Source organism: Blautia intestinalis (assembly GCF_014297355.1).
Lineage (GTDB): Bacteria > Bacillota > Clostridia > Lachnospirales > Lachnospiraceae > Blautia_A > Blautia_A intestinalis.
Genome location: NZ_JACOQE010000001.1, coordinates 777,471 through 802,382, shown reverse-complemented (window position 1 = coordinate 802,382; position 24,912 = coordinate 777,471). Strand labels below are relative to the sequence as shown.

Below are 24,912 nucleotides of genomic sequence, written 5' to 3'. Positions count from 1 at the left end.
TGAAATGGGTATCTGATCTTTTTATTATAGCTGGAATTTAATTTTCTGATGCCTCTGCTCTTCTTAAGAGATCATATTTCTCTATCTCTGTACCAAGGTCTACAGCAAGCTTCTGCTGCGGATGTGGTGCGCTCTCTACAGATTCACCGTTTTCATCGTAGATTGTCCTGACCGTCACAGACAAGTTTCTTCCGTCCGGCTTCATGATCTCGATAGTCTCACCGACGCAGAATTTATTTCTCTGGGTGATATGTGCAAGTCCTTTCTCATCGACTTCCTCTGCATATCCCAGATACGTATATTCTTTGACATAAGTGTTATTGTCATAAATCTGTGTATTCTGATCCGGTTTTCCATAAAAGAATCCGGTCGTAAACTGTCTGTATGTGCAGTTTGAAATCTGCTCCTGATACCACGGCATGTTGGCTTTATATTTCTCAGGAGATTCCAGATAATCATCAATTGCTTTACGGTAAGTTCTCGCAACTGTTGCCACATAAAGTGCCGTCTTCATACGTCCTTCGATCTTCAGACTGTCGATTCCACTGTTCAGGACATCGTCCATATGCTCGATCATACAGAGATCTTTCGAATTAAAGATATAGGTTCCTCGCTCGTTCTCGTAAACCGGCATATATTCGCCCGGACGTTTTTCCTCGACTACAGAATATTTCCAGCGGCATGGATGCGTACATGCGCCCTGATTGGCATCTCTTCCTACAAGATAATTGCTCAGCAGGCATCTTCCGGAATAGGAAATGCACATTGCACCATGTATAAATGTTTCGATTTCCATATCATCCGGAATGTTGGCACGAATTTCCCGAATTTCTTTCAGCGACAATTCACGTGCAGTTACGACACGTTTGGCTCCGAGACGATACCAGAAACGATAAGTCTCGTAGTTTGTGTTATTTGCCTGCGTACTGATGTGGCATTCGATCTCCGGGCAGATTTCACGGGCATAAGTAAAGATTCCCGGGTCTGCAATGATCAGTGCATCCGGTTTTAATTCCTTGAGTTCCTGCAGGTACTCACGTACTCCCGGAAGGTCATCGTTATGCGCCAGAATATTGACTGTCACATACACTTTTACACCATGCTCATGTGCAAAAGCGATTCCTTCTGCCATATCTTCTTTTGAAAAGTTCTTTGCCTTCGCACGAAGTCCAAATGCCTCACCACCGATATAAACGGCATCTGCACCAAATACAACAGCGATCTTAAGGACTTCCAGACTGCTTGCCGGAACCAGCAATTCAATTTTTCTCATAATTCCTCCTTAACACTCACAGAAACACCGTCGCCCAATGGAATGATACTCGTCGTAAGCTGTGGATGATGCTTCAGTTCAAAAAGATAATCTCTCATTCGTTTATAAATCGTACGGTTTCTACGCTCCACAAGGTAGTGAGACTCGATCAGTTCTCCCTCCTGCAGCACATTATCCGACATCAGGATCCCGCCCGGTGCAAGAAGTCTTACAACATCCGGAAGCCAGTGAATATACTGACCTTTGGCTGCGTCCATAAAAATCAGATCATAGGAATCTTCAAGTTTTTTCAGAATTTCTCCTGCATCTCCTTCCAGAAATGTGATCTGGTCTTCTCTTCCTGCTTTTTTGAAATTCTCTTTTGCGAGTGGAATTCGTTTTTCATAATTTTCAATCGTTGTGATATGCAGATCCGGTCTGCCATACTCACACATAAGAAGTGTGGAGAAGCCTACGGCCGTCCCCACTTCCAGAATTTTCTGCGGTTTTGCAAGTGCCAGCAATGTTTTGATAAAACTCTGCATCTCCTTACGGATGATCGGAACTTCCTCAGAAAGAGCAGAACACTCCAGTTCATCAAGAAATGGAGTGTTGCCTGTATCAAGAGAATTTATAAATGTTCGCATTCTTTCTTCTACGATCACGAAGTTACTCCCTCCTGCTCCGCATCTCCCGCAAGAATCCCCATAATTCTGGTCGGTGTATATGCAGTGCTGAGAAGATAAGTTCCCGGTCTCATTTTGCCGCTGTAATTGGAAAGTTTTTCCTGTACAACAAATACCAGCGAATCTTCGATCAGACCTTTACTCTTCAGGGTTTTGGCAATATCATAAGCCGTTGCATCTTCTTTGATCACAACGGTTACTTCCTGTCCCTCTCCCGGGCTCATTGCCTGCTGGTTAAATATATTGTATCCAAACTGGTATGTGACTTTTCCGATCCAGATAACAAGAACAGCCACGCATACATACAGAGCTATTTTGAAAAAACCTCCCGCAACGATGACTCCTGCTGCGCCTACCCGGTCTTTTGTATCTCCCATATCGGCTCCTTTCTGTCTGTAAAAGCTTCGTGTCTTATGCTTCCATGATGATCGGCAGGATCATCGGGCTTCTCTTTGTTCTCTTCCAGAGGAAATCGCTGAGTGCATCTTTTACTACGTTTTTAATCTTGCCCCAGTCTGTGATGTTGCGGTCCAGACAGGAATCAAGTGCATTCTCAACAACTTCTTTTGCATGTTCCATCAGATCCTCGGATTCTCTTACATATACGAAACCTCTGGACACGATATCAGGTCCTGCAAGAACGACGTTGCTGTGTCGCTCCAGTGTCATAACAACGATCATAATGCCGTCTTCTGCAAGGTGCTGACGGTCACGAAGTACGATGTTTCCGACATCCCCGACACCAAGGCCGTCTACAAGGATTGCTCCGGTCTGAACGGATCCGGTTACCTGCGCGCTGTTTTCGTCCATTTCAAGAACATTACCGGATGCGAGAATAAAGATATTTTCTTTCGGGATACCGAGATCCTCAACCACATGTTTCTGTGCAGTCAGATGACGATATTCACCATGAACCGGAATTGCATATTTCGGTCTTACCAGAGAATAGATCAGCTTGATTTCTTCCTGGCACGCATGTCCGGATACATGAACATCCTGGAAAATAACTTTCGCGCCTTTCATAGACAGTTCGTTAATAACCTTTGATACGGCTTTTTCGTTTCCCGGAATCGGGTTTGAACTGAAAATAATCGTATCGTTCGGCTTAATCGTAATCTTTTTGTGGATATCTGCTGCCATTCTGGAAAGCGCTGCCATGGACTCTCCCTGGCTTCCTGTCGTGATCAGAACTACTTTTTCATCCGGATAGTTCTTGACCTGATCGATCTCGATCAGTGTGTTTTCCGGAATTCGGAGATAACCGAGCTCTGATGCTACGGAAATGATATTGACCATACTGCGGCCTTCAACTGCAACTTTACGGCCGAAACGATAGGATGTGTCAATGATCTGCTGTACTCGGTCAACATTTGATGCAAAAGTCGCAATGATGATTCTCGCATTTTTGTGTTCGTTGAACAGATTATCAAAAACATGTCCCACACTACGCTCGGACATAGTGAAGCCCGGACGTTCTGCATTGGTGCTGTCGCACATCAGCGCAAGTACACCTTTCTTACCGATCTCAGCAAAGCGCTGAAGATCGATTGCATCACCAAACACCGGTGTATAATCCACCTTAAAGTCACCGGTATGAACTACGATACCTGCCGGCGAATAAATTGCAAGCGCAGATGCATCCTGAATGCTGTGGTTCGTCTTAATAAATTCAATAGAAAAATCACCCAGATTGATGACCTGTCCGTGTTTGACTTCTTTTAATTTCGTAGAACGGACAAGATTGTGTTCTTTCAGTTTGTTGGTGATCAGTCCAAGTGTCAGTTTCGTGGAATAGATTGGTGCATTTACTTCTTTTAATACATAGGGAAGCGCACCGATATGATCCTCATGTCCATGGGTGATCACAAAACCTTTGACTTTAGAAATATTTTCTTTCAGATAGGTAACATCCGGAATGACAAGGTCGATACCGAGCATGTCATCCTCCGGGAATGCCAGGCCACAGTCCACGACCACAATGCTGTCTTCGTATTCGAAAGCTGTGATGTTCATTCCTATCTGCTCAAGTCCACCAAGCGGAATAACTTTCAGCTTGGATGTTCCTCTGCGTCCCCTGCGGGAAGCTGTACGAAGCTGCGGTTTCTGTACGGTCTTTACTGCTGTTTTGCCATTATTTTTCTGCTGTGGCTTCTGCTGCTGTTTATATTTGAAATTTTTCTGCTTCGGGTTCTGTTTCTTTGTATTGTTTTCAGCAGGTTTCCTGTCATGGTTATTGTATCTTCTCGGTTTGAATCTGCTGTCTCGCGGCATACTTTCTCTCTGCGTTGTATGCGCTTTATTCTCGTTCATATTATTTTCTATACTCAATCAAGCACCTCCATAATGCTTCGTGTGCAATCACATTTCAAGGTCTACATCCTCAAGCATCTGCTCAAAAACTTTATATACTGCCTGCAGTTCGTTCTCATCTTCAACCATTTCATAGAAGGCTTCGGAATCTGTATCTTCTGATACGTCTTTTAAAATATAGGCGTTTGCTTCGTCATCCATTGAATCAGAAACAAGGAGGTACGCCACCCCTCCGATTCTTGTCTGCTCCTCAATGTAGAAATCTTCTACTGTTCCATCAGGAGACTGAAATCTGATTTTTTCCATGTTGTCACCTTTGTCATACTGACAGGGAATCCAGATATCCCTGCAAAATAAATACTGCCGCAATGCCATCCAGATACTGTTTGCGGTTTTCTCTGCGCACACCGGCCTCTATAAGTGTCCGGTCTGCCTCTACTGTCGTCAGACGCTCATCCCACATGATAACTTCAAGCCCGGTACGTTTTTTCAGCATTTCGCCAAACTCAAGAGCTTTTTCCGCGCGCTCACCAACCGTGTTGTTCATATTCTTCGGAAAGCCCAACACGATCTTCTCTACTTCATATTCTGCGATGAGTTCTTCAATTCTCGCAAGAGTTTGCCGAAGTTTATTTTCCTGTTTGCGCCATATCGTCTCTACCTTCTGCGCAGTCAGGCCAAGTGGGTCACTGACGGCTACTCCTACTGTTTTTGATCCGTAATCTAATCCGAGAATCCGCATATTCCTAGCGTTCCCAGGATTTGTTCTTAATATATTCATTAAGTAATTCTTCTACCAGCTCGTCTCTCTCGACTTTCATGATCATGCTTCGCGCACCTTTGTGGCTGGTAATATAAGTCGGATCTCCGGACATAATATAACCGACTATCTGGTTTACCGGATTATATCCCTTTTCATCCATTGCATTGTAGACCAGATCAAGGACTTCTTTTACTTCAAGATCCTGATCCGGTTTTGTTCTGAAATATTGTGTATTTCCCAAACTGTTTTCTGCCATTTTTCTCACGTCCTTAATAAGATTTCCTTTTTATTTTAATATAATTCTCATCAAAATACAAGAACCCTTTTTTTGCTGAAATTCTTTCGTCAAAACCGGCATTACACCTTGCAGATCATTCCGCACGCAAAAGATGGTCTGTCACAAATCCTGTCACTTTCGCCTCAACAAGATCATTTACCTGATGTACCTCCGTCTTTTCGATAACGGCACGTACATATTCACGGCTGTGTCCTACATACCACATTTTTCCATCTTCTTCGATTTCTTCTTCAAGAAGAAGCTCGATTGTCTTTCCGATCATTGCTTCTTCGTATTCCTTTGCACGGATATCATGAAGCTCAAGCAGCTTTTCGCTTCGCTGTGCTTTTACTGCTTCTGTAAGCTGTCCATCCATAGCGGCTGCTTTTGTCCCATGTCTTCTGGAATATTTGAAAATATGTGTTTCATAAAAATGAATGTTTTTTACAAATTCATAAGACTCTTCAAAATCTTCTTCTGTTTCCATCGGGAATCCTACGATCACATCCGTTGTAAGCGCCGGTGCCGGATAATATTTACGGATCAGTTCACATTTTTCTGCATATTCCTGCGCACTGTAGCGGCGATTCATATTTTTCAGGGTTTTGTTGCAGCCGCTCTGCAGAGACAGATGGAAATGAGGGCAGACTTTTCCTGTCGCAACGATTCCCTCCAGAAATTCTTCGGTAATGATTCTCGGTTCAAGGGAACCAAGACGGATTCTCTGTATTCCTGCTACTTTACTTACCGCCTGAATCAGGGATAAAAGACTTTCTCTTTCTTCTTTCGGGAAATCCACACCATAGGAACTTAAATGAATACCGGTGAGCACAACTTCTTTATATCCTTTGGAAGCAAGTGTCTCAACTTCTCTTAATACGTCCGCAATCTTACGGCTGCGCACACGGCCTCTTGCAAACGGAATGATGCAGTAAGTGCAGAACTGATTGCATCCATCCTGTACCTTAATGTAGGCACGAACATGCTCCGCTGTCTGCTCAATGGAAAGCTCCTCATATTCTTTTGTGTGGTTGATCTCGATCACCTGCACCTGTTTGGAATGTTCTTTCTCATACTCTTCCAGAACTTCTACGATCTGCGTCTTCTGGTTGTTTCCGAGGATCAGATCAACTGCATTGTCTTCTTTTAATTTCTCTGTGTCTGCCTGCGCATAGCATCCGGCAGCTACCACGATCGCATCCGGGTTCATTTTTTTTGCCTTGTGCAGCATCTGTCGGGATTTACGGTCTGCAATATTCGTAACCGTACAGGTATTGATCAGATATACGTCCGCTCTTTCCGTAAAAGGTACGATCTCATATCCTGCTTTTTCCAGAAGCTGCTGCATTGCTTCTACTTCGTATGCATTTACTTTACAGCCCAGATTATGAAGGGCAACCTTTTTTTTCATATTTTTTAACCTCATATATATTTTCTGATATTTTCACTTTGCAATCCGATTTTATTGTTTTTATAACTGTTCAGTACCTTCACAGTTACCTGCTGAATAGTTGCATTTTTTATATATACAGACGAATATTTTACCGCAATTTCATCTGATTTTCTCTTGACTTTTCAGAGGCGTACGGGTAAGATTAATCACATAACAACACTAAATAGGGAGGTTCTCAAAATGAAAACATTAAAAATCTCGCTGAATTCTATCGATAAAGTGAAAGCATTTGTTAACGAGATCAGTAAATTTGACTGTGACTTTGACTTAGTATCCGGAAGATATGTGATTGATGCAAAATCCATCATGGGTATCTTCAGTTTAGACTTATCCAAACCGATCAATCTGAATATCCACGCTGAAGGCAGCATGCTTGATACTATTCTGACAATCGTACAGCCATACGTAATTGAGTGATCTGTATCATCCCCTTAAGGAGATCATGAAAGTAAGACAGTTTTAAAACAGCTTCTGTGCACACGCATGAGAAGCTGTTTTTTATGTCCTAATAGGAAACTACTCCATACTGTTTACTGAATTTCGATTACTTCTGTAGATGCCAGCGCTTCTTCTACAAGCTGGTCGATCTTCTCGTTTAATTTCTCTTCGGATCTGTGAATTACCTTGAGATTCGGTTTTGTTACCGGATGTTTTGCCACAAAAATTGTGCAGCAGTCTTCAAATGGCTGGATTGAAGTCTCAAAGGTATTGATCTTTCTGGAAATCTGAACAATTTCTTCTTTGTCAAATCCAATGACCGGACGATATACCGGAAGCTCGCACACTTCATCTGTTGCTGCAAGGCTCTGTAATGTCTGGCTTGCAACCTGTCCGATACTCTCTCCTGTAATCAGTCCGAGACACTTATCTTTACGTGCAAAATGCTCTGCAATACGCATCATATAACGACGCATGATGATCGTCAGTTCTTCATGCGGGCACTGATCATAGATATAAAGCTGGATATCCGTAAAATTAACAACGTGCAGACGGATCGGACCACTGTAGCGTGCAACCAGTTTTGCAAGATCTACGACTTTTTGTTTTGCACGTTCGCTTGTGTACGGCGGAGCATGGAAATACACTGCCTCGATCTTGACGCCACGTTTTGCGATCATATAACCGGCTACCGGACTGTCAATACCACCGGAAAGGAGAAGCATGGCTTTTCCGTTTGTTCCGATCGGCATACCTCCCGGTCCCGGAAGAGTCTCTGAATATACATAAATCTTGTCACGGATTTCTACAGAAAGTGTCATTTCCGGAGTGTGTACATCAACAGATGCTTCCGGGAACGCATCAAGGATTTTTTCTCCAATTGCCGCGCTGACTTCCATAGATGTGATCGGATAAGATTTCTTTGCTCTTCTTGTGTATACCTTGAAGGAGCCTTTGTATTCCGGATATCTGGCTTTCATATAGGCAACAACATCTTCTGCCATCTGATCAAAGCCCTGATCTTCATAAATGACAACCGGGCTGATACCAACGATACCAAACACACGTTGTAAGGCTTCTACAGCCTCGTCAAAATCATATTTTTCCGGACAGAACACATATACACGGCCCTGTTCCTTTGTTACTGTAAATTCGCCTTCTACCGGCTCAAGAGCCAGTTTCATCTGTTTTACAAGTGCATCCTCAAACAGATATCTGTTTTTGCCCTTGATGGCGATCTCTGCATATTTTATCAAAAATGCATGAAATATCATATCTGGTATTTCCTCCTGAATTTTCTGTCAGTGTTTTCCGACACTGGTTGTTTTATTTTCTTGAATATCTGCGAAGCATCGGAACAAGCTCTTTCATAGTCTGTAAGAAATAATCTGCCTCTTCTATCGTGTTTTTCTCGCAGAAACTTAAACGTACCGTGCTCTCGATCTGGTCTTTCGACATTCCCATTGCAGAAAGTGTCGCACTCGGTTTTCTCTTGTGGCTGGAGCATGCACTTCCTGCTGAAATATAGATTCCCTTATCTTCCAGCGAATGAAGAAGTACTTCACTTCGTACTCCCATAACACTGATACTTAAAATCTGTGGTGCTCCCTCACGAAGCGGCATACCATTGATCCGAATGTCTTCAATCTGAGATAAGCCCTCTGCAATATGTTCTTTCAGCTGGTACATATACTCTACATTCTCATCGAGATTTTTGTAAATCTGTGCTGCTGCCACACCAAGCCCCGCAATGCCCGGTACATTATCCGTACCAGAGCGCATTCCGCTCTGCTGTCCGCCACCGAGGATCTGCGGAATGATCTTTACTTTTTCATTGATATACAAGAATCCGATACCCTTTGGTCCGTGAATCTTATGTCCGCTGACTGCAAGAAGATCGATGCCCATCTTTTTCGGGTAAATGCGGTATTTACCAAATCCCTGGATGGCATCTACATGATAAAGAGCCTTCGGGCTTTTTTCGTGAACCATATTCGCAATTTCTTCTACCGGCATCACAGCACCGACTTCGTTATTTACAAGCATGGTAGAAACCATGATCGTATCCGGACGCAGGACTGCTTCCAGAGCATTCATCTTCACTTTTCCCTCGTGGTCTACCGGCAGATAAGTGATTTCAAACCCCTGTTCCTGTAAAAAAGATGCCGGCTGGCTGACTGCTGCATGTTCTACCGACGTAATAATAATGTGGTTTCCGTTTCTTTTATTTGCCAGTGCGCCACCGATCAGTGCCAGGTTGTCAGACTCTGTACCGCCTGAAGTAAACAGAATCTCTTTTTCCTGTACTTTCAGAATACCAGCAATCGTCTTTGCCGCTTCTTTTACATATTTTTCTGCATCTACACCTTTTAAATGCATGGCAGATGGATTTCCGAAATCCTCTGTCATCGTCTTTACTACGATATCTTTTACAGAATCATAGCACCTGGTCGTTGCAGAATTATCAAAATAAACTTCCATAAATCTCCTCTTTTATCTACTTCTCAAGCTGAAACATCAGGACTGACAAAATGGCAAGTCCGGCCGTCTCTGTACGAAGGATACGTTTACCAAGAGTAATTGGTTTTGCCCCTTCGCTGATTGCTGTTTCTACTTCTTTTTCTTCAAATCCGCCTTCCGGTCCGATAAAAATTCCAACAGACTGTCCCGGCTGAATGTCGGCCAGGATTTCTTTTGTCTCCTGCATGCCTTTTGCAAGTTCATACGGAATCAGGCGGATATCCATAGCTTCTGCGTATTTTAATGCTTCTTTAAATGTAAGTACCTCATGTACATTCGGGATCAGCATACGTTTTGACTGCTTTGCAGCGCTTTCTGCGATCTGTTTCCAGCGTTCAACCTTTTTTGCTGCTTTTTTGCCGTCCAGTTTCACGACACACCGCTTTGTCTCTACCGGAATCACTTCGTATGCACCGAGCTCAACTGCCTTCTGTATAATCAGTTCCATTTTATCTGCCTTCGGAAGTCCCTGAAACAGATAGATACGGCTCGGAAGCTCATAATCCGGTTCCTGTGCATAAATAATGTGAAGAAGTACTTCGTCTGAACTGAAATCTTCAATCGTACAGCGATATTCCTTTTTTCCGCCATCACTGATCCAGAGTTCCTCTCCCTGCTTCATGCGCAGAACATTTGAAATATGGTTGACATCACTTCCGAGGATATGAATCTGATGTGCTCCCTCATCAATCTGATGTGGCTCTACAAAAAACCTCTGCATCGTCTCAGTCCTTTCTTGCAGTCACGCAGACCCATTCACCCTGTCTGGTCACTTCAACAAGTGTCAGTCCTGCTTTTGCAACAGCTTCTTTGACTACTTCTTCTTTGACATCAAGGATACCGGAAGTGATGTAGTAAGCACCTTTTTTCATCTGATGAACGATGACCGGTGTCAGCGGTACGAGCACATCCGCAAGAATATTGGCTGCTACAATGTCATATTTCTCATATCCGACCTGATCCTGCACTTCTTTGTCATCGATAATATTCCCGATCATCATATCAAATGTTTCGTCTACAATGCCGTTGGCTTCTTTGTTATCCTGCACTGCCGGTACAGCACACGGATCCAGATCAGTTCCGACAACATGACCTGCACCGAGTTTGAGTGCTGTAATTCCTAAGATTCCGCTTCCGGTTCCGACATCAAGAAGTTCGATGCCCGGTTTTACGTATTTCTTTAACTGACGGATCACAAGCTGTGTTGTCTCATGCATACCGGTTCCGAATGCAGTACCCGGATCGATATGAAGGATCATCTTATCCTTGTCTTCTTCTTTTACTTCTTCCCATGACGGAACGATCAAAATATCGTCCACATAGAACTGATGGAAAAATTCCTTCCAGTTATTGATCCAGTCTTTATCCTCGGTCTGCGATTCTTCAATCGTCGCCTCGCCGATATCCATAAAGGTGCGAAGTTCTTCCAGTGCATTTCTGACATCGCGAAGAACAGATTCTTTATCTGCATCTTCTTCGAGATAAAAGTTCAGATAAGCAATGCCGTCATCTGCCGGTCCTTCCGGCATGATATCAACAAACATCTGTGCTTTATCTTCTTCGGTCAGTGGCTGGTGATCCTGAATCTCCACGCCTTCAACACCGATTTCTGCAAGAGTACAGATGATCATGTCTTCTGCTTCTGTTTTTGTCTTAATGGTAAAACGGTTCCATTTCATATATTGTAATCTCCTGTCTTGTTCTGTACGACAACTTTACGATATCTGCCAATTGTGTCACAGCAAACTGTGTCCGCAATTTTGCCTTATCTTTTATAATACATGATAGCGCAAAAAAAGAAAAGAGGTTTCCCTCTTTTCCTGAAAAGTTTCTTTGATTTTAGCAGATTTAGTCCTCAAAAGTTTCTTTGAGTTTATCCATAAAACTCTTTTTCTTCTTTTCTGATTTCTCAGATCCGTCTTTTGACTCGGAAGCAGGCCTGTTGCCACAGGCCTCATCAAACTTGCGCAGAGCTTCTTTCGCTTCTTCATTAAGTTTTGTCGGAACCTGAACGACCAGTGTTACATAATGGTCACCACGGATGTTTTTGTTTCTCAGAGAAGGAACACCTTTTCCCTTCAGACGGATGCGAGTGTCTGTCTGAGTTCCGGGTTTTACCTCGTATGCAACATCTCCATCCACTGTGTTGATGTGGATTTCACCACCCAACGCTGCCTGTGCATAGGTCAGCGGTGCTGTTGAGAAGATGTTCATATCCTGTCTCTGGAAGATCGGGTGGCGTGCAACATTTACTTCTACAAGCAGATCACCTCTTGGTCCACCATTGGTTCCCGGCTCACCTTTGTCACGGATACGAATGCTCTGTCCATTGTCAATACCTGCCGGAATGGAGACCTGAATCTTCTTTCTTGAAGATGTATAACCTGTGCCGCGGCAAGAAGTACATTTTTCTTTGATGATCTTTCCGGTTCCATTACAGTCCGGACAGGTCTGTACATTTCGAACCATCCCAAACATAGACTGCTGTGTATAGACAATCTGACCTTCTCCATGACATTTCGGACAGGTAGTCGGCTGTGTTCCCGGTTTTGCGCCAGTTCCGTGACAGGTCGTACATTCATCTTTCAGAACGATTTCGAGTTCTTTGTCACATCCAAACACGGCTTCTTCAAAGGTAATGTTTACACGTGCACGTAAGTTGGCACCCTTCATCGGTCCGTTGTTGGCACGGCGTCTTCCGCCGCCTCCAAACAGATCTCCGAAAATGTCACCGAAAATATCACCCATGTCTGCACCGTTGAAGTCAAAGCCGCCGAATCCGCCGGCTCCGCCACCGCCCTGTTCAAAGGCAGCATGACCAAACTGGTCATACTGTCTTCTCTTTTCAGCATCGCTCAGTACGCTGTATGCTTCTGTTGCTTCTTTGAACTTCGCTTCCGCTTCTTTGTCTCCCGGATTTACGTCCGGATGATATTTCTTGGCTAATTTTCGATATGCACTTTTTAATTCTGAATCACTGGCTGTCTTGCTGACACCCAGGACCTCGTAGTAATCTCTTTTATCAGCCATCTTTTCTCTTTCCTATATCTTTGATTTACGTCTTCAGATATCACTACCAGTTTTGCTGCTGCACAGCTTCCACCGGTCTGAATCATTAGACTTCTTTATAATCAGCGTCTACAACATCATCGCCATAGCCAGCTTCATTTCCGCCCTGAGCTGCACCTGCGCCTGCTCCCGGGTTCGGACCTGCCTGACCGCCGGCCTGCTGTGTCTGCTCATACATTTTTGCGAAAAGTTTCTGAGCACTTTCCATCATTTTTTCCTGAGCTGCTTTGATATCTGCGATCTGAGCATCTGTCATTTCTGCATTTGCTGTCTGAGCAAGGAGGTCTTTCAGTGCATTCAGGTCTGTCTCAACTGCTGCTTTGTCGTTGGCGTCGATCTTGTCTCCGGCTTCTTTCAGTGCATTCTCAACCTGGAATACCATGGAATCTGCATTGTTTCTTGTATCGATTCCCTCTTTACGTTTCTTATCCTGAGCTTCGAATTCAGCAGCTTCTTTGACTGCTTTGTCAATTTCAGAATCAGACATATTGGAACCGGCTGTGATTGTGATGTGCTGCTCTTTACCTGTACCAAGATCCTTAGCGGATACATTTACGATACCGTTGGCATCAATATCAAATGTAACTTCGATCTGCGGAACACCACGACGTGCCGGCGGGATTCCGTCCAGACGGAACTGACCGAGGGACTTGTTGTCTTTCGCGAACTGACGCTCACCCTGTACTACATTGATATCTACAGCTGTCTGGTTGTCTGCTGCTGTGGAGAAGATCTGGCTCTTCTTTGTCGGGATTGTTGTATTTCTCTCAATCAGACGAGTTGCGATACCACCCATTGTCTCGATAGACAGTGACAGCGGAGTAACATCCAGAAGAAGGATATCACCGGCACCTGCATCACCTGCAAGTTTACCACCCTGTACGGAAGCACCAAGTGCTACACACTCATCCGGGTTCAGGGATTTGCTTGGCTCTTTACCTGTAAGCTGTTTTACTTTGTCCTGTACAGCCGGAATACGTGTAGATCCACCTACCAGAAGTACCTGACCAAGTTCGGAAGCTGTGATTCCTGCATCAGACAGTGCACGGCGAACCGGCTCTGCTGTCTTTTCTACGAGATCATGTGTCAGCTCATCGAATTTAGCTCTTGTAAGGTTCATATCGAAATGCTTCGGTCCTTCTGCTGTTGCAGTGATGAACGGAAGATTGATGTTTGTTGTTGTTGCAGAAGAAAGTTCTTTTTTAGCTTTCTCAGCTGCTTCTTTCAGTCTCTGAAGAGCCATCTTATCATTGCTTAAGTCTACGCCTTCTGCTTTCTTGAATTCTTCGATCATCCAGTCTGTAACTTTCTGGTCAAAGTCGTCACCACCAAGACGGTTGTTACCTGCTGTGGAAAGAACTTCGATAACTCCATCACCGATCTCGATAACGGATACATCGAATGTACCACCACCTAAGTCGTAAACCATGATTTTCTGTTCTTTTTCGTTGTCAAGTCCGTATGCAAGAGCTGCTGCTGTAGGCTCGTTGATGATACGTTTTACATCAAGGCCGGCGATCTTACCTGCATCTTTTGTTGCCTGACGCTGAGCATCGTTGAAGTATGCCGGAACTGTAATAACTGCTTCTGAAACAGTTTCTCCAAGATATCCTTCTGCATCTTTTTTCAGTTTCTGAAGAATCATAGCTGAAATTTCCTGAGGAGAATATTTCTTCTCATCGATTGTTACACGATAATCTGTACCCATCTCTCTCTTGATGGAAGAGATTGTTCTGTCTGCATTTGTTACAGCCTGACGTTTTGCAGGTTCACCTACCAGACGCTCACCTGTCTTTGTGAAAGCGACTACTGAAGGTGTAGTTCTTGCTCCTTCTGTATTTGCAATAACGGTCGGCTGTCCGCCTTCCATTACAGCTACACAACTGTTTGTTGTACCTAAGTCAATACCAATAATTTTTCCCATGATAATGTTCCTCCTGTTTAATATCTGAAATAAAAATTAATTAGCTACTTTTACCATACTGTGGCGGACTACAAATCCTTTATAGGTGTATCCTTTCTGAAGTTCCTCCACAATAATATTATCTCCAACGGATTCATCTTCTACATGCATCACTGCATTGTGAAGATCCGGGTTGAATTCTTTGTCAACGGCTTCGATCGGCTCTACTCCCAGGCTCTCCAGTGTAGTGGTGAGCTGTTTGTAGATTTTTTCCATGCCTTCAGCAAACGGATCACCTTCCGTTGCCTGTGCAAGGCCTCTTTCAAAGTTATCTACCACCGGAAGGATTTTCTCAATAATATCCTTCGCTCCGATGATATACATGCTGGATTTTTCTTTTTCCGTACGTTTACGGAAGTTATCAAACTCAGCCATGTTTCGTTTTAAACGGTCTGTCAGATCTTCGATCTGCTGTTCCAGTTTATTATCTTTTTTCTTTTTGCCAAAGAAAGATGTCTTTCCTTTTGATTCTTTTTCTTCTGCGGCTTCCGCTTCTTTTTCCCCTTCCGGATTCTCTCCTGCGGTTGCCTCCGGTGATTCTTCGACTGGTTCTGTTACAGGTTCTTCAGTCTCCGGAATTTCTTTCTCTGCTTCGTCCTGCACACCAGTTGTTTTTGTTGTTTCTGACACGTTTCTTCTACCGCCTTTCCAGTTTGACAGCTAACTGTCTTGGTTGTTTTTATTTTTTTTGAATACCTCGTCGAGTTCGACCTTGAGGGTCTTCAGACTATTTACTACATTTTCATAATCCATTCGCTTCGGTCCTACGATACCGATTGTTCCATGCATGCCCTCGCCCAGTTCATAAGTAGCAGTAACAACACTGCAGTCTTTCATGGTCGAGATCGGAAGTTCATCACCGATGTACACCTGAACTCCGGTATTATCATCCGCCATCCTTTCTTTGACCAGATCAACCAGCTGCTGCTTTTCTTCGAAAGTAGAAATCAGTTCGGTTGCCTTCGTCTTGTCGGACAGTTCCGGATATTTAAAAAAGTTTGTCGCACCTGACGTATAGATTTCCAGATCATCTTCATCAACATGAATCGTAGCTGCAACTGCATCCAGTACTCTTGCAACCAGTCCGCTGTGAATACCTGCCTGTTCTTTCAGTCTGGCAATCATTCCCAGATTGATATCCTGAATCGGCAGTCCGTTCAGATTGGTATTAAGAAGTAAATTCAGTTTCAGGAGTGTCTCATCATCCATCTCTTCATCCAGATCAATAATCTGGTTACGAATGACATTTCCCTCACATACAACCACTGCTACAAGCTGCTGTTCATTAACACGGGACAACTGAATAAATTTCAGTTTATTTCCACTGTACTGGGGAACCGAAACCATCGTTGCATAATTTGTATTGGAAGCAAGGACGCGTGCTACATTCTTAAGCACTTTTTCCATCTTGTCTGTCTTCTCAATCATCAGATTACGAATCTCTTCGATCTCGTCTTCCTTTTCCTTCATCAGCTCATCCACATAAAGGCGATAGCCCTTGTCAGAAGGGATTCTTCCTGCCGACGTATGTGGCTGTACGATGTAGCCCATATCTGTCAAGTCAGACATCTCATTCCGGATCGTTGCTGAGCTGACATTCAGATCGGCGTCCTTGGATATCGTCCTTGAACCGACCGGTTCACCTGTCTCCATGTATGTCTTAATGATTGCTTTCAGGATTCGTTTCTTACGATCCGTCAACTGTTCATCCATGTTCCCAGCTCCTTTCCGCCTTATTTGTTAGCACTCAACAATAAGGAGTGCTAACATCTATACTGTTAAGATAGCACTGTCATTATTGTTTGTCAACAGATAATTTTTAATTTTTTTAAAAATCAAAAAAAATCACAGTACAGACACAAATCGGGAAAATCTGTCTTTCCACTCTGTTACTTTGTGTCAGATCTACTGTGATTATGTAAAATTCTGTTCTTAATTTATTGTAAATAAATCTTTCTGCAGATATGTGCTGCTTCCTCAGATTCCGCTTCTGCGGATTGCATCTATTACCTCGCGGATCTTATCCGGCGGCAGTACAAGCGCAAAACGTACATATCCTTCTCCATGCGGTCCGAAACTTGCACCAGGAGTTACGATAACGCCAGCTTTTTCCATCAATTCCATACAGAATGCCATACTGTCAGTGCGTCCACCCGGAATTCTTGCCCAGACAAACATGGTTCCTTTTCCATTCGGAAGATCCCAGCCGATTTCACGAAGACCATTGCAAAGTGCATCACGTCTTTCCTGATACATATTGCACTGCTCCTGTACACTTTCCAGCGGACCGTTCAGTGCCGCAATAGCTGCTTTCTGTATTGGAAGGAACATGCCAAAATCAATCTGGCTTCTTAATTTACGAAGTGCTGCGATCACATCCGGACGGCCTACCAGAAAACTGATTCTCGCACCGGTTACATTAAAGGACTTGGAAAGGCTGAAAAATTCCACACCAACTTCCCGCGCTCCTTCTGTAGAAAGGAAGCTTCCGCCATGCGCTCCGTCAAAGATAATATCACTGTATGCATTATCATGAATGATCAGAATATCATACTTACGCGCAAACTCTACGATTTCTTCGTACAGCCCTGGTGCGGCAATACTTCCGACCGGATTGGACGGCAGGGAAACAACCATGTATCTGGCTTTCTTCGCCACTTCTTCCGGGATATCCTTTACATATGGAAGGAAATCATGTTCTGCCACCAACGGATAATAGTAAGGTTTCGCGCCTGCCATCAGACTTCCTGCGGCAAATACCGGATAACATGGATCTGGAAGCAGTACCACATCGCCTTCATCACAAAGCGCCATCCCCAGATGTCCCATGCCTTCCTGACTTCCGTAAACGGTCATGACCATATCCGGTGTCAATTCCACATCAAATCGTTTCTTATAATAAGTACAGACTGCCTCAAGCAATTCCGGAAGATCACGAAGACTGTACTTCCAGTTATCGTCATCCATTGCCGCTTCTGCAAGTGCTTTCTTGATGTGCTCCGGTGTCTTAAAGTCCGGTGTTCCCACACTCATATTATAAATTTTCATACCCTGCTGCTCCAGCTCCATACGTCGGTTATTCAGGGATGCAAAGATTTCTTCTCCAAATCTGTCTAGTCTTTTGGAAAACTGCATATTTCTATCCTTCTTTCGTGTCGTGCTCGTTCCATTTTAGCACGCTCTCCATCACTGTACAAGCGTAAAGTAAAAATTAATCACCTGCTGCGCGGATAAGCTCTGACATTTTCCCTGTAGCTCAGGAATCCATCTCATCCAGATTTTTCTTAAGCTCGATCATCTTATCACGCAGTTCTGCGGCCTGTTCGAAATTCAGGTCTGCGGCCGCTGCACGCATCTGCTTTTCCACCTGTCCGATAAGTTTTGTCAGTTCTTTCCTTGTCATGGATTCCGGATCTTTCTTCAGTTTATCTTCTGTCTCAGCAACGGCCCTGGAAACAGTAATCAGATCGCGTACCGCTTTTTTGATCGTGGTCGGTGTAATTCCATGTTCTTTATTGTATGCCTCCTGGATACTTCTTCTTCGCTCAGTCTCCTGAATTGCCTTTCGCATAGAATCCGTCATCACATCAGCATACATAATAACATGACCTTCGCTGTTACGGGCAGCACGTCCGATCGTCTGGATCAGAGAAACTTCTGAACGCAGGAATCCTTCTTTATCCGCATCCAGAATGGCTACCAGTGTGATTTCCGGAATGTCCAGGCCTTCTCGCAGAAGATTGATTCCTACCAGTACATCAAAAACGTCCAGACGCATATCCCTGATGATCTCCGCGCGCTCAAGGGTATCAATATCTGAGTGGAGATAACGTACACGAATGCCGACATCTTTCATATAATCCGTCAGATCTTCCGCCATACGTTTTGTCAGTGTCGTGATAAGAATCTTATTGCCCTTTTCTACTTCTTTATTGACTTCTCCGATCAGGTCATCGATCTGCCCTTCCACCGGACGCACCTCAACCTTCGGATCCAGAAGTCCGGTCGGGCGGATGATCTGCTCTGCGCGGAGCATCTCATGATCCGCCTCATACTGTCCCGGTGTCGCCGAGACAAACATCACCTGATCCAGTTTGTTTTCGAATTCATCAAAACTCAACGGACGGTTGTCCTTCGCAGACGGCAGGCGGAACCCATAATCCACCAGTGTCTGTTTACGGCTCTGATCACCGGCATACATACCGCCAACCTGTGAGACAGTTTTGTGGGACTCATCTATAATAAGAAGAAAATCATCTTTAAAATAGTCCATCAGCGTATACGGCGGCTGTCCCGGTGCCAGTCCGGTAAGGTGTCGTGAGTAATTCTCAATGCCGGAACAGAATCCGGTTTCTTTCATCATTTCTACATCGAAATTCGTTCTCTCGGCAATACGCTGTGCTTCGATCAGCTTGTCCTCACCTTTGAAACAGGCAACCTGTTCCTTCATTTCTTCGAGGATGGCATCTGCGGCTCTCTGAATCTGGCTCTGTGGCACAACATAATGAGATGCCGGAAAAATCGCAGCATGTTTCAGTTCACTGCGGATTTCGCCCGTCAGGACATCTACTTCTGTAATGCGGTCGATCTCGTCTCCGAAAAATTCTACGCGGATCGCATGGTCAGAATAGTTGGCAGGAAAAATCTCCAGTACATCACCCCGCACACGGAATGTACCTCGATGAAAATCCATTTCATTACGGTTGTACTGAATGTCGATCAGCTCTTTGATCACATCATCTCTGTCTTTCTCCATTCCCGGACGAAGTGAGATCATCATATCAAAGAACTCTTCCGGCGCACCCAGACCATAAATACAGGAAACAGAGGATACAACGATTACATCCCTGCGCTCACAGAGAGCCGCCGTTGCCGATAATCGCAGCTTATCGATTTCATCATTTGTGGAGGCATCTTTTGCAATATAGGTGTCTGTAGATGGTACATATGCCTCCGGCTGGTAATAATCGTAATAGGAAACAAAATATTCCACTGCGTTATCAGGGAAGAATTCTTTCATTTCGCCGTAAAGCTGCGCCGCCAGTGTTTTATTGTGTGCAAGTACCAGAGTTGGTTTATTTAATTGTGCGATAACATTTGCCATGGTAAAGGTCTTACCGGAACCGGTAACTCCCAGCAGAGTCTCAAACTGGTTTCCTTCTTTGAATCCCTTGACCAGTTTCTCGATTGCCTGAGGCTGGTCACCGGTGGGCTTATATTCAGAGTGTAATTCAAAATGATCCATAGTATTCTCCTGTTTTAAAGAAATTTCATTTATTAAAAACTTATCTGTCAGACTTCCACTTCAAACGGCAACCTGTCCAAAATATCTTTCTGTATATCCACGCCCGGATATACTTCGATCAGTTTTAATCCTTTCGGGGTCAGGCGGAAAACGCAGCGTTCTGTTACATAAAGGACTTTCTGGCCATTCTCGATCGCACGTTTTGCCGAAAAACTGACGCTTGATACTTTCTCTACAAACTTGGAAATTTCTCCTTCTTTGTGGATCGTCACGACACCTTTTTCCTGCGTGACTTCCAGTCCTTTTGCATTAAATGTCATGCAGAAAACGACGGTCGGTGTTTTTGCTGTAATATTTGCAAAGCCACCGATACCAGCAAATGCTCCCGTGCCACGGTGCGCATTGATATTTCCATGGCGGTCGACTTCCAGTGCTCCCATAAAACAAACATCCAGACCACCGTTATCATACAGGTCAAACTGGTTTGCCATATCGTAAACAGAAGCAGCTCCGATCATCGCTCCGAATACCTCTCCCGAAACAGGAAAACCGCCGATTCCACCAGATTCCACGGTCAACGTGATCATATCCAGCATCCCACTCTTTCGTGCATATCTGGAAACCGTCTCCGGAATCCCGATTCCAATGTTTACAATATCATCCACTCGCAGTTCCTTGGCTGCCCTTTTTCCGATAATGTTCGCAGGAATGTTATTTTTGCGTTGTTTCTGGGAAAGCTCATGAATTTTCTCATTCCATGTATGCCATTCTTTGTACGGGATCTCAAAACTTCCGGTCAGTGCCGTGTATGCTTCATTTCGCTCTTCCGGCTCCGCCACAACGATCGCATCGACCAGACATCCCGGAATGATGGCATTACGCGGACGGGATGGTGTATCTACCAGCCGGTCCACCTGTACAATCACTTTTCCACGGTTCGCCTTGACTGCCTGACAGATAGATAATGCATCTCCTGACATATACATATCATCAAAGGTAATGTTTCCTTTACGATCGGCCGCTGTACCTTTTATGAGTGCAATCGTAATCTTCGGAAGTTTATAATAAAGAAACTCTTCTCCATCCACTTCCACATATTTGACCAGAGAATCATCAATCGAAATACGGTTGATTCCCGGTCCTTCTCTTCGCGGGTCAACGAAAATATCCAGTCCAACCTTTGACAGCGCTCCCGGAAGACCTCCTGCCTGTGCACGAATCGCGTGCGAAATACATCCCAGGGGCAGATTATATGCTTCAAACCGGTCTTCAAGCACCAGTTTCTTCGTACTCATCATAGCCCCGAAGTGGCCGCAGATCAGCTTGTCTACTGCGCCCTCGCGAATATATCCTTCTGCATTATGTTCCTCATCCCATACTCCGAATCCGGCACTTGATACGATTGTCAGATGCGTCGGTGACTGCATTTTCTGGTATCTCCGGTACAATGCCTCATGGAGCTCCGTCGGGTTTTCGATTCCTACAAATGAATTGACACAGATACAGTCTCCATCCCGTATCAGACGGATTGCCTCATCTGCATTCATGATCTCATACATATATTGTTCTCACTTTCAAATTTCTCTTTCGCATACACTCTTTTCATATCTGTCTGTCATAAAAGATTTTTTGTTTCAGTATACCATATTTTGACATTCATATCTATCTCAGCATACTACTTTAAATCAAAATAAAACAGGAGACTGCGCCCCTGTCTTTGCAGAAGCATGGCAGTTTACACTCCTATAGCCAGAAAAAAATACAGGGCAGACGTTTCATCTGCTCTGTATTTGATGACTTCTTTTTTATTTTAGTTTTATTCTACTTCTTCCGGCTCCATGCTCAGTACATGGTCTTCATTGTTTACGACATCATATTTCTGTCTGTATTCATTGAAATATGTGTAGTATTCCCAACTGTCTGTCGGATAGATCTTGGAGTCATGAATATGCGGATCTGTATCTGTCTCGCCACTCTTAAGAAGTGCTGTCATCGCACTTGCACTGTGCGCTGCAATACGTCCGAAACTGTTGAGGATATCATTAAATACCGTTCCTTCTTCCAGTCCGCATTCACCCTTGCTCAGACGCTCTACATGATGCATCTTGAGCTCGTCACAGAGATTTGTAATAACAGCTCCCAGCGGTGCAACTCTCTGTGCAGCTTCCTTGTCATCTTTCATAAAGGCATTGCAGGTTACATTGATTTCCTCACGGACAGCCCCCATGACGATATTTAACTCATCCCATGCTGCCTGTGAAAACTGTGTATGGTTGTCATGCATTTCATTTGCCATATGTGCAATATAAGAAGCATGATCTCCAATGCGCTCAAAGTCATTGATCGTATGCAGATACAGGGAAACCTGTGTGGTCTGCGCTGTGTTCATCTCGCGCTTTGTAAGCTGGATCAGGTACTCACCCAGACGGCTCTCATATTTGTCGATCAGATCTTCCTTACGCTGAACTTTATCGTACTTATCCTGCTGATAATCATTCAGAAGGTTCATCGCACGGTTGACGTTTTTACGGAGTTTCTTGGACATTCCATTCATTGCACGGTGACACTGTGCGATTGCAAGCGCAGGATAATTGATCAGACGTTCCTCAAGAAGGTCAAAATCCGCTTCATCTTCAAGCTCTTCTGCACTGTCCTTAACCAGATAACAAACAAGCTTCTCAAGTTTCGGGATAAACGGGAACAGTACTACAACCGTCGCCACACGGAATACGGTATTCAGTGCTGCGATTGTTACCGGTGTCATGATCATATCCATAAATCCGAAATGTACAAATGCATTTACAGTATAGAAGATCACTGACCACATGATCAGACCGAATAAGTCATTCATCAGATAGATCAGCGCTGTTCTCTTACCATTCTTATTGGCACCGATTGCAGAAATCAGAACCGGACAGGCTGCACCGACACCGATACCAAGAACGATCGGAAATGCACTGGCAAAGGTCAGGATTCCGGTTACAGAAAGTGCCTGCAGTACGCCGACTGTTGCTGATGCACTCTGAAGGACTGCTGTAAATGCAATACCTACCAGAATACCGGCGATCGGATTGGAAAACATAGTAAGCATATCGATAAATACTTCACTCTCACGAAGCGGCGCCACTGCACCACTCATGGTCTGCATACCTGTCATCAGAATTGCAAAACCGAGCATAATATTTCCGACATTTTTATGAACGGAACGCTTACAGAACATTCTTAATATAATACCGATTACCGCGACTACTGCTGAAATAGTTGCCGTAGATAAAATACTGGCAATACCTCCGGATCCCTGAATATAGGAAAGACAGAGTATCCAGCCGGTAATACTCGTTCCGATGTTTGCTCCCATGATGATACCGATTGCCTGTTTCAGTTTCATCATACCGGAGTTTACGAAGCCAATAACCATAACGGTCGTTGCTGAAGAGGACTGAATTACACTCGTTACACCGGTTCCCAGTGCAACACCCTTCAGCGGAGTGTTTGTCATTCGATACAGAAACGCTTCAAGTTTGTTGCCAGCGACCAGTTTCAGGCCGTCTCCCATGAGTGACATTCCGAATAAAAATAATGCCACACCTGACAGCAACGATAAAACCATTGAAAAAATTGCCATAAAATTCTCCTCTGTTGTCTCTCTGTCCTTCTGTTACGGACCGACACCTTCTGTAAAATCTCGTATTTTTACATTCTTTTAACTTGGGTTTATCCTTTTTTTAACATTCCTAATCTATTATGCCATATCAAACGTATGATTACAATATTTGATTTTTTGAAATAAAAAAATTTATCTTTCCTTTTTTCGGAACGGTTTACCCTCAAGCCACGGAAAACAGTTCTTTACGACTGCGATCACACCGCATTCTATCAGCATAAGCTCTGCAAGGATCCCGGTACACTCCAGATAATAGCGAAGTCCCGCCACATTCGACAGCGTATACATGGATTTCCATCCGTTGATGACCAACCCTTTAAATCCGAGTGTACCATGCGTTGCCATAATGATCAGGGAATTCTTTCCACAAAAGCTTAAGAATTCCATCTTACACCAGTTTTCGAGATATTCGAACAGCAGGATTGTGCCTGCTGATCCCAGAGCCCCATTAAACCAGAACATGATCTGGCTTTTTCCAAGTCCCATAAGGTTCAGATCTACACCACCATTTCTCTGAGCAAGTAAATATATAGCAATAGATGCAACAATTCCAACAATTCCCTTCAGATGTTTCTGTTTTATATGAAGCACTGCAAAATAAAACAGATATCCCATCCCAACAAAACCAAAGCCTACAATTCCTTTACTGAGTGCAAGCAGCGGATACGAAATGATCTTATAAGTACTTCCCTCATACATCTGCTTCAGCATAGGGAAAAAGTAAGCGGATGCATACCATGTGAAAACTGCCGTACCGACTGCCGCCAGAACTTTGATTTCTTTTCTGCTTTTTATTACAAAAATAAAAAACACCTGTGCCAAAAACAGCGTCGGCAGAAACCACAGAGCGCTGATTCCCCTGAAACTGAATGTCATATATGCCTGCAGCAGGAATCTCTTAACAATATCTGTTGTTGATTTCCATTTCATGATACCTACGATCACATTATAGATCATCACAAACGCACTGTATCCAAAATACGGTATCAGCAGACTCTTTGCATGTTTTTTGATGTATTCTCCGGTTGACATCTTGCGAAAACTCTGACGCATTGCCAGAAGATAACCGGAAACAAAATAAAACACCGCAAGTTTATAGGCTCCAAACCAAATATCAATCGGGTTCCCAAGTTTTGTGATATGTCCGAAGACCACCATCAGGATTCCCCAGCCTTTTGCCGCATCCAGGTATTTTTTTCTCTCTGTTGTTCCAACAGAATCACTCATATGTTTCATCCTCGTCTTTCTATTTGCAGATACATTATAGTATAC

The 24,912-nt window shown here is 43.9% G+C and carries 22 protein-coding genes; 1 reads left to right on the top strand and 21 read right to left on the bottom strand.

Annotated elements, in window-relative coordinates; genetic code table 11:
- Positions 1-37: 37 nt before the first annotated feature.
- The 8 genes from H8Z79_RS03800 to mtaB all read right to left on the bottom strand — a co-directional run bounded on the left by H8Z79_RS03800 (position 38) and on the right by mtaB (position 6,699).
- Positions 38-1,273, bottom strand: coding sequence for a peptidase U32 family protein (locus tag H8Z79_RS03800; RefSeq protein WP_015542357.1), 1,236 nt, complete (start codon positions 1,271-1,273; stop codon positions 38-40).
- Positions 1,270-1,917 carry an O-methyltransferase gene (locus H8Z79_RS03795; RefSeq protein WP_118039789.1) on the bottom strand — a complete coding sequence of 216 codons (648 nt, stop codon included), beginning with the start codon at positions 1,915-1,917 and terminating at the stop codon, positions 1,270-1,272. Before H8Z79_RS03795 ends, H8Z79_RS03800 begins: the two co-directional genes overlap by 4 nt.
- Positions 1,914-2,315, bottom strand: a complete 402-nt coding sequence (locus H8Z79_RS03790; protein WP_015542356.1) for an MltG/YceG/YrrL family protein — start codon at positions 2,313-2,315, stop codon at positions 1,914-1,916. Before H8Z79_RS03790 ends, H8Z79_RS03795 begins: the two co-directional genes overlap by 4 nt.
- A 34-nt stretch (positions 2,316-2,349) precedes the next feature.
- Positions 2,350-4,209, bottom strand: coding sequence for a ribonuclease J (locus tag H8Z79_RS03785; protein WP_225876915.1), 1,860 nt, complete (start codon positions 4,207-4,209; stop codon positions 2,350-2,352).
- A gap of 87 nt (positions 4,210-4,296) precedes the next feature.
- Positions 4,297-4,554 (bottom strand): DUF1292 domain-containing protein, encoded by a 258-nt coding sequence (locus tag H8Z79_RS03780; protein ID WP_015542355.1) that lies wholly within the window; start codon positions 4,552-4,554, stop codon positions 4,297-4,299.
- A 13-nt stretch (positions 4,555-4,567) separates the two neighbouring features.
- Complete coding sequence (gene ruvX / locus H8Z79_RS03775) at positions 4,568-4,990, bottom strand: Holliday junction resolvase RuvX (RefSeq protein ID WP_015542354.1); 423 nt, start codon at positions 4,988-4,990, stop codon at positions 4,568-4,570.
- A 4-nt stretch (positions 4,991-4,994) separates the two neighbouring features.
- Positions 4,995-5,267, bottom strand: a complete 273-nt coding sequence (locus tag H8Z79_RS03770) for an IreB family regulatory phosphoprotein (protein WP_015542353.1) — start codon at positions 5,265-5,267, stop codon at positions 4,995-4,997.
- 115 nt (positions 5,268-5,382) lie between these two features.
- Entirely contained in the window at positions 5,383-6,699 is a 1,317-nt protein-coding gene (gene mtaB / locus H8Z79_RS03765) for a tRNA (N(6)-L-threonylcarbamoyladenosine(37)-C(2))-methylthiotransferase MtaB (RefSeq protein WP_118039790.1), read from the bottom strand.
- Between the two features lie 222 nt (positions 6,700-6,921).
- On the opposite strand from mtaB, the gene H8Z79_RS03760 reads away from it, so the two are divergent.
- Positions 6,922-7,158 (top strand): HPr family phosphocarrier protein, encoded by a 237-nt coding sequence (locus H8Z79_RS03760; protein WP_015542351.1) that lies wholly within the window; start codon positions 6,922-6,924, stop codon positions 7,156-7,158.
- 113 nt (positions 7,159-7,271) lie between these two features.
- Here the strand turns inward: H8Z79_RS03760 and thiI are convergent, their stop codons facing one another.
- From thiI to H8Z79_RS03695, 13 genes are all read right to left on the bottom strand, one after another.
- Entirely contained in the window at positions 7,272-8,453 is a 1,182-nt protein-coding gene (thiI, locus tag H8Z79_RS03755; RefSeq protein WP_015542350.1) for a tRNA uracil 4-sulfurtransferase ThiI, read from the bottom strand.
- Positions 8,454-8,505: 52 nt separating this feature from the next.
- Positions 8,506-9,660 (bottom strand): cysteine desulfurase family protein, encoded by a 1,155-nt coding sequence (locus H8Z79_RS03750; RefSeq protein WP_015542349.1) that lies wholly within the window; start codon positions 9,658-9,660, stop codon positions 8,506-8,508.
- Positions 9,661-9,676: 16 nt separating this feature from the next.
- Complete coding sequence (locus H8Z79_RS03745) at positions 9,677-10,420, bottom strand: 16S rRNA (uracil(1498)-N(3))-methyltransferase (RefSeq protein ID WP_015542348.1); 744 nt, start codon at positions 10,418-10,420, stop codon at positions 9,677-9,679.
- A gap of 4 nt (positions 10,421-10,424) precedes the next feature.
- On the bottom strand, positions 10,425-11,378 hold the full coding sequence (gene prmA / locus H8Z79_RS03740) for a 50S ribosomal protein L11 methyltransferase (RefSeq protein ID WP_015542347.1): 954 nt from the start codon (positions 11,376-11,378) through the stop codon (positions 10,425-10,427).
- A 169-nt stretch (positions 11,379-11,547) separates the two neighbouring features.
- A complete protein-coding gene (gene dnaJ / locus H8Z79_RS03735; RefSeq protein WP_015542346.1) occupies positions 11,548-12,729 on the bottom strand; it encodes a molecular chaperone DnaJ in 1,182 nt (393 codons plus the stop codon).
- Positions 12,730-12,814: 85 nt separating this feature from the next.
- On the bottom strand, positions 12,815-14,692 hold the full coding sequence (gene dnaK / locus H8Z79_RS03730; RefSeq protein WP_015542345.1) for a molecular chaperone DnaK: 1,878 nt from the start codon (positions 14,690-14,692) through the stop codon (positions 12,815-12,817).
- 36 nt (positions 14,693-14,728) lie between these two features.
- Positions 14,729-15,361: a nucleotide exchange factor GrpE gene (gene grpE, locus H8Z79_RS03725; RefSeq protein ID WP_118039791.1), complete on the bottom strand. Its 633-nt coding sequence runs from the start codon at positions 15,359-15,361 to the stop codon at positions 14,729-14,731.
- A 30-nt stretch (positions 15,362-15,391) separates the two neighbouring features.
- Positions 15,392-16,444, bottom strand: a complete 1,053-nt coding sequence (hrcA, locus tag H8Z79_RS03720; protein WP_015542344.1) for a heat-inducible transcriptional repressor HrcA — start codon at positions 16,442-16,444, stop codon at positions 15,392-15,394.
- Between the two features lie 264 nt (positions 16,445-16,708).
- Positions 16,709-17,866: a pyridoxal phosphate-dependent aminotransferase gene (locus H8Z79_RS03715; protein ID WP_015542343.1), complete on the bottom strand. Its 1,158-nt coding sequence runs from the start codon at positions 17,864-17,866 to the stop codon at positions 16,709-16,711.
- A 121-nt stretch (positions 17,867-17,987) separates the two neighbouring features.
- Positions 17,988-19,976 carry an excinuclease ABC subunit UvrB gene (uvrB, locus tag H8Z79_RS03710; RefSeq protein WP_015542342.1) on the bottom strand — a complete coding sequence of 663 codons (1,989 nt, stop codon included), beginning with the start codon at positions 19,974-19,976 and terminating at the stop codon, positions 17,988-17,990.
- 47 nt (positions 19,977-20,023) lie between these two features.
- Positions 20,024-21,535: a CoA-transferase gene (locus H8Z79_RS03705; RefSeq protein ID WP_118039792.1), complete on the bottom strand. Its 1,512-nt coding sequence runs from the start codon at positions 21,533-21,535 to the stop codon at positions 20,024-20,026.
- Between the two features lie 257 nt (positions 21,536-21,792).
- Positions 21,793-23,601, bottom strand: a complete 1,809-nt coding sequence (locus tag H8Z79_RS03700) for a Na/Pi cotransporter family protein (RefSeq protein WP_015542340.1) — start codon at positions 23,599-23,601, stop codon at positions 21,793-21,795.
- A gap of 171 nt (positions 23,602-23,772) precedes the next feature.
- The gene (locus tag H8Z79_RS03695) at positions 23,773-24,867 is read right to left on the bottom strand and encodes an acyltransferase family protein (RefSeq protein ID WP_118039793.1); all 1,095 of its coding nucleotides are present in this window, start codon (positions 24,865-24,867) and stop codon (positions 23,773-23,775) included.
- Between the last annotated feature and the right edge of the window lie 45 nt (positions 24,868-24,912).

What these genes read in the sequence shown, in the direction of transcription:
- H8Z79_RS03715 (WP_015542343.1), bottom strand. Translation starts at nt 17,866, where the DNA reads ATGCAGTTTTCCAAAAGACTAGACAGATTTGGAGAAGAAATCTTTGCA.
- H8Z79_RS03745 (WP_015542348.1), bottom strand. Translation starts at nt 10,420, where the DNA reads ATGCAGAGGTTTTTTGTAGAGCCACATCAGATTGATGAGGGAGCACAT.
- dnaK (WP_015542345.1), bottom strand. Translation starts at nt 14,692, where the DNA reads ATGGGAAAAATTATTGGTATTGACTTAGGTACAACAAACAGTTGTGTA.
- H8Z79_RS03800 (WP_015542357.1), bottom strand. Translation starts at nt 1,273, where the DNA reads ATGAGAAAAATTGAATTGCTGGTTCCGGCAAGCAGTCTGGAAGTCCTT.
- hrcA (WP_015542344.1), bottom strand. Translation starts at nt 16,444, where the DNA reads ATGGATGAACAGTTGACGGATCGTAAGAAACGAATCCTGAAAGCAATC.
- H8Z79_RS03780 (WP_015542355.1), bottom strand. Translation starts at nt 4,554, where the DNA reads ATGGAAAAAATCAGATTTCAGTCTCCTGATGGAACAGTAGAAGATTTC.
- ruvX (WP_015542354.1), bottom strand. Translation starts at nt 4,990, where the DNA reads ATGCGGATTCTCGGATTAGATTACGGATCAAAAACAGTAGGAGTAGCC.
- H8Z79_RS03750 (WP_015542349.1), bottom strand. Translation starts at nt 9,660, where the DNA reads ATGGAAGTTTATTTTGATAATTCTGCAACGACCAGGTGCTATGATTCT.
- H8Z79_RS03790 (WP_015542356.1), bottom strand. Translation starts at nt 2,315, where the DNA reads ATGGGAGATACAAAAGACCGGGTAGGCGCAGCAGGAGTCATCGTTGCG.
- thiI (WP_015542350.1), bottom strand. Translation starts at nt 8,453, where the DNA reads ATGATATTTCATGCATTTTTGATAAAATATGCAGAGATCGCCATCAAG.
- uvrB (WP_015542342.1), bottom strand. Translation starts at nt 19,976, where the DNA reads ATGGATCATTTTGAATTACACTCTGAATATAAGCCCACCGGTGACCAG.
- H8Z79_RS03700 (WP_015542340.1), bottom strand. Translation starts at nt 23,601, where the DNA reads ATGGCAATTTTTTCAATGGTTTTATCGTTGCTGTCAGGTGTGGCATTA.
- H8Z79_RS03770 (WP_015542353.1), bottom strand. Translation starts at nt 5,267, where the DNA reads ATGGCAGAAAACAGTTTGGGAAATACACAATATTTCAGAACAAAACCG.
- dnaJ (WP_015542346.1), bottom strand. Translation starts at nt 12,729, where the DNA reads ATGGCTGATAAAAGAGATTACTACGAGGTCCTGGGTGTCAGCAAGACA.
- mtaB (WP_118039790.1), bottom strand. Translation starts at nt 6,699, where the DNA reads ATGAAAAAAAAGGTTGCCCTTCATAATCTGGGCTGTAAAGTAAATGCA.
- H8Z79_RS03705 (WP_118039792.1), bottom strand. Translation starts at nt 21,535, where the DNA reads ATGTATGAGATCATGAATGCAGATGAGGCAATCCGTCTGATACGGGAT.
- prmA (WP_015542347.1), bottom strand. Translation starts at nt 11,378, where the DNA reads ATGAAATGGAACCGTTTTACCATTAAGACAAAAACAGAAGCAGAAGAC.
- H8Z79_RS03760 (WP_015542351.1), top strand. Translation starts at nt 6,922, where the DNA reads ATGAAAACATTAAAAATCTCGCTGAATTCTATCGATAAAGTGAAAGCA.
- H8Z79_RS03785 (WP_225876915.1), bottom strand. Translation starts at nt 4,209, where the DNA reads ATGCCGCGAGACAGCAGATTCAAACCGAGAAGATACAATAACCATGAC.
- H8Z79_RS03695 (WP_118039793.1), bottom strand. Translation starts at nt 24,867, where the DNA reads ATGAGTGATTCTGTTGGAACAACAGAGAGAAAAAAATACCTGGATGCG.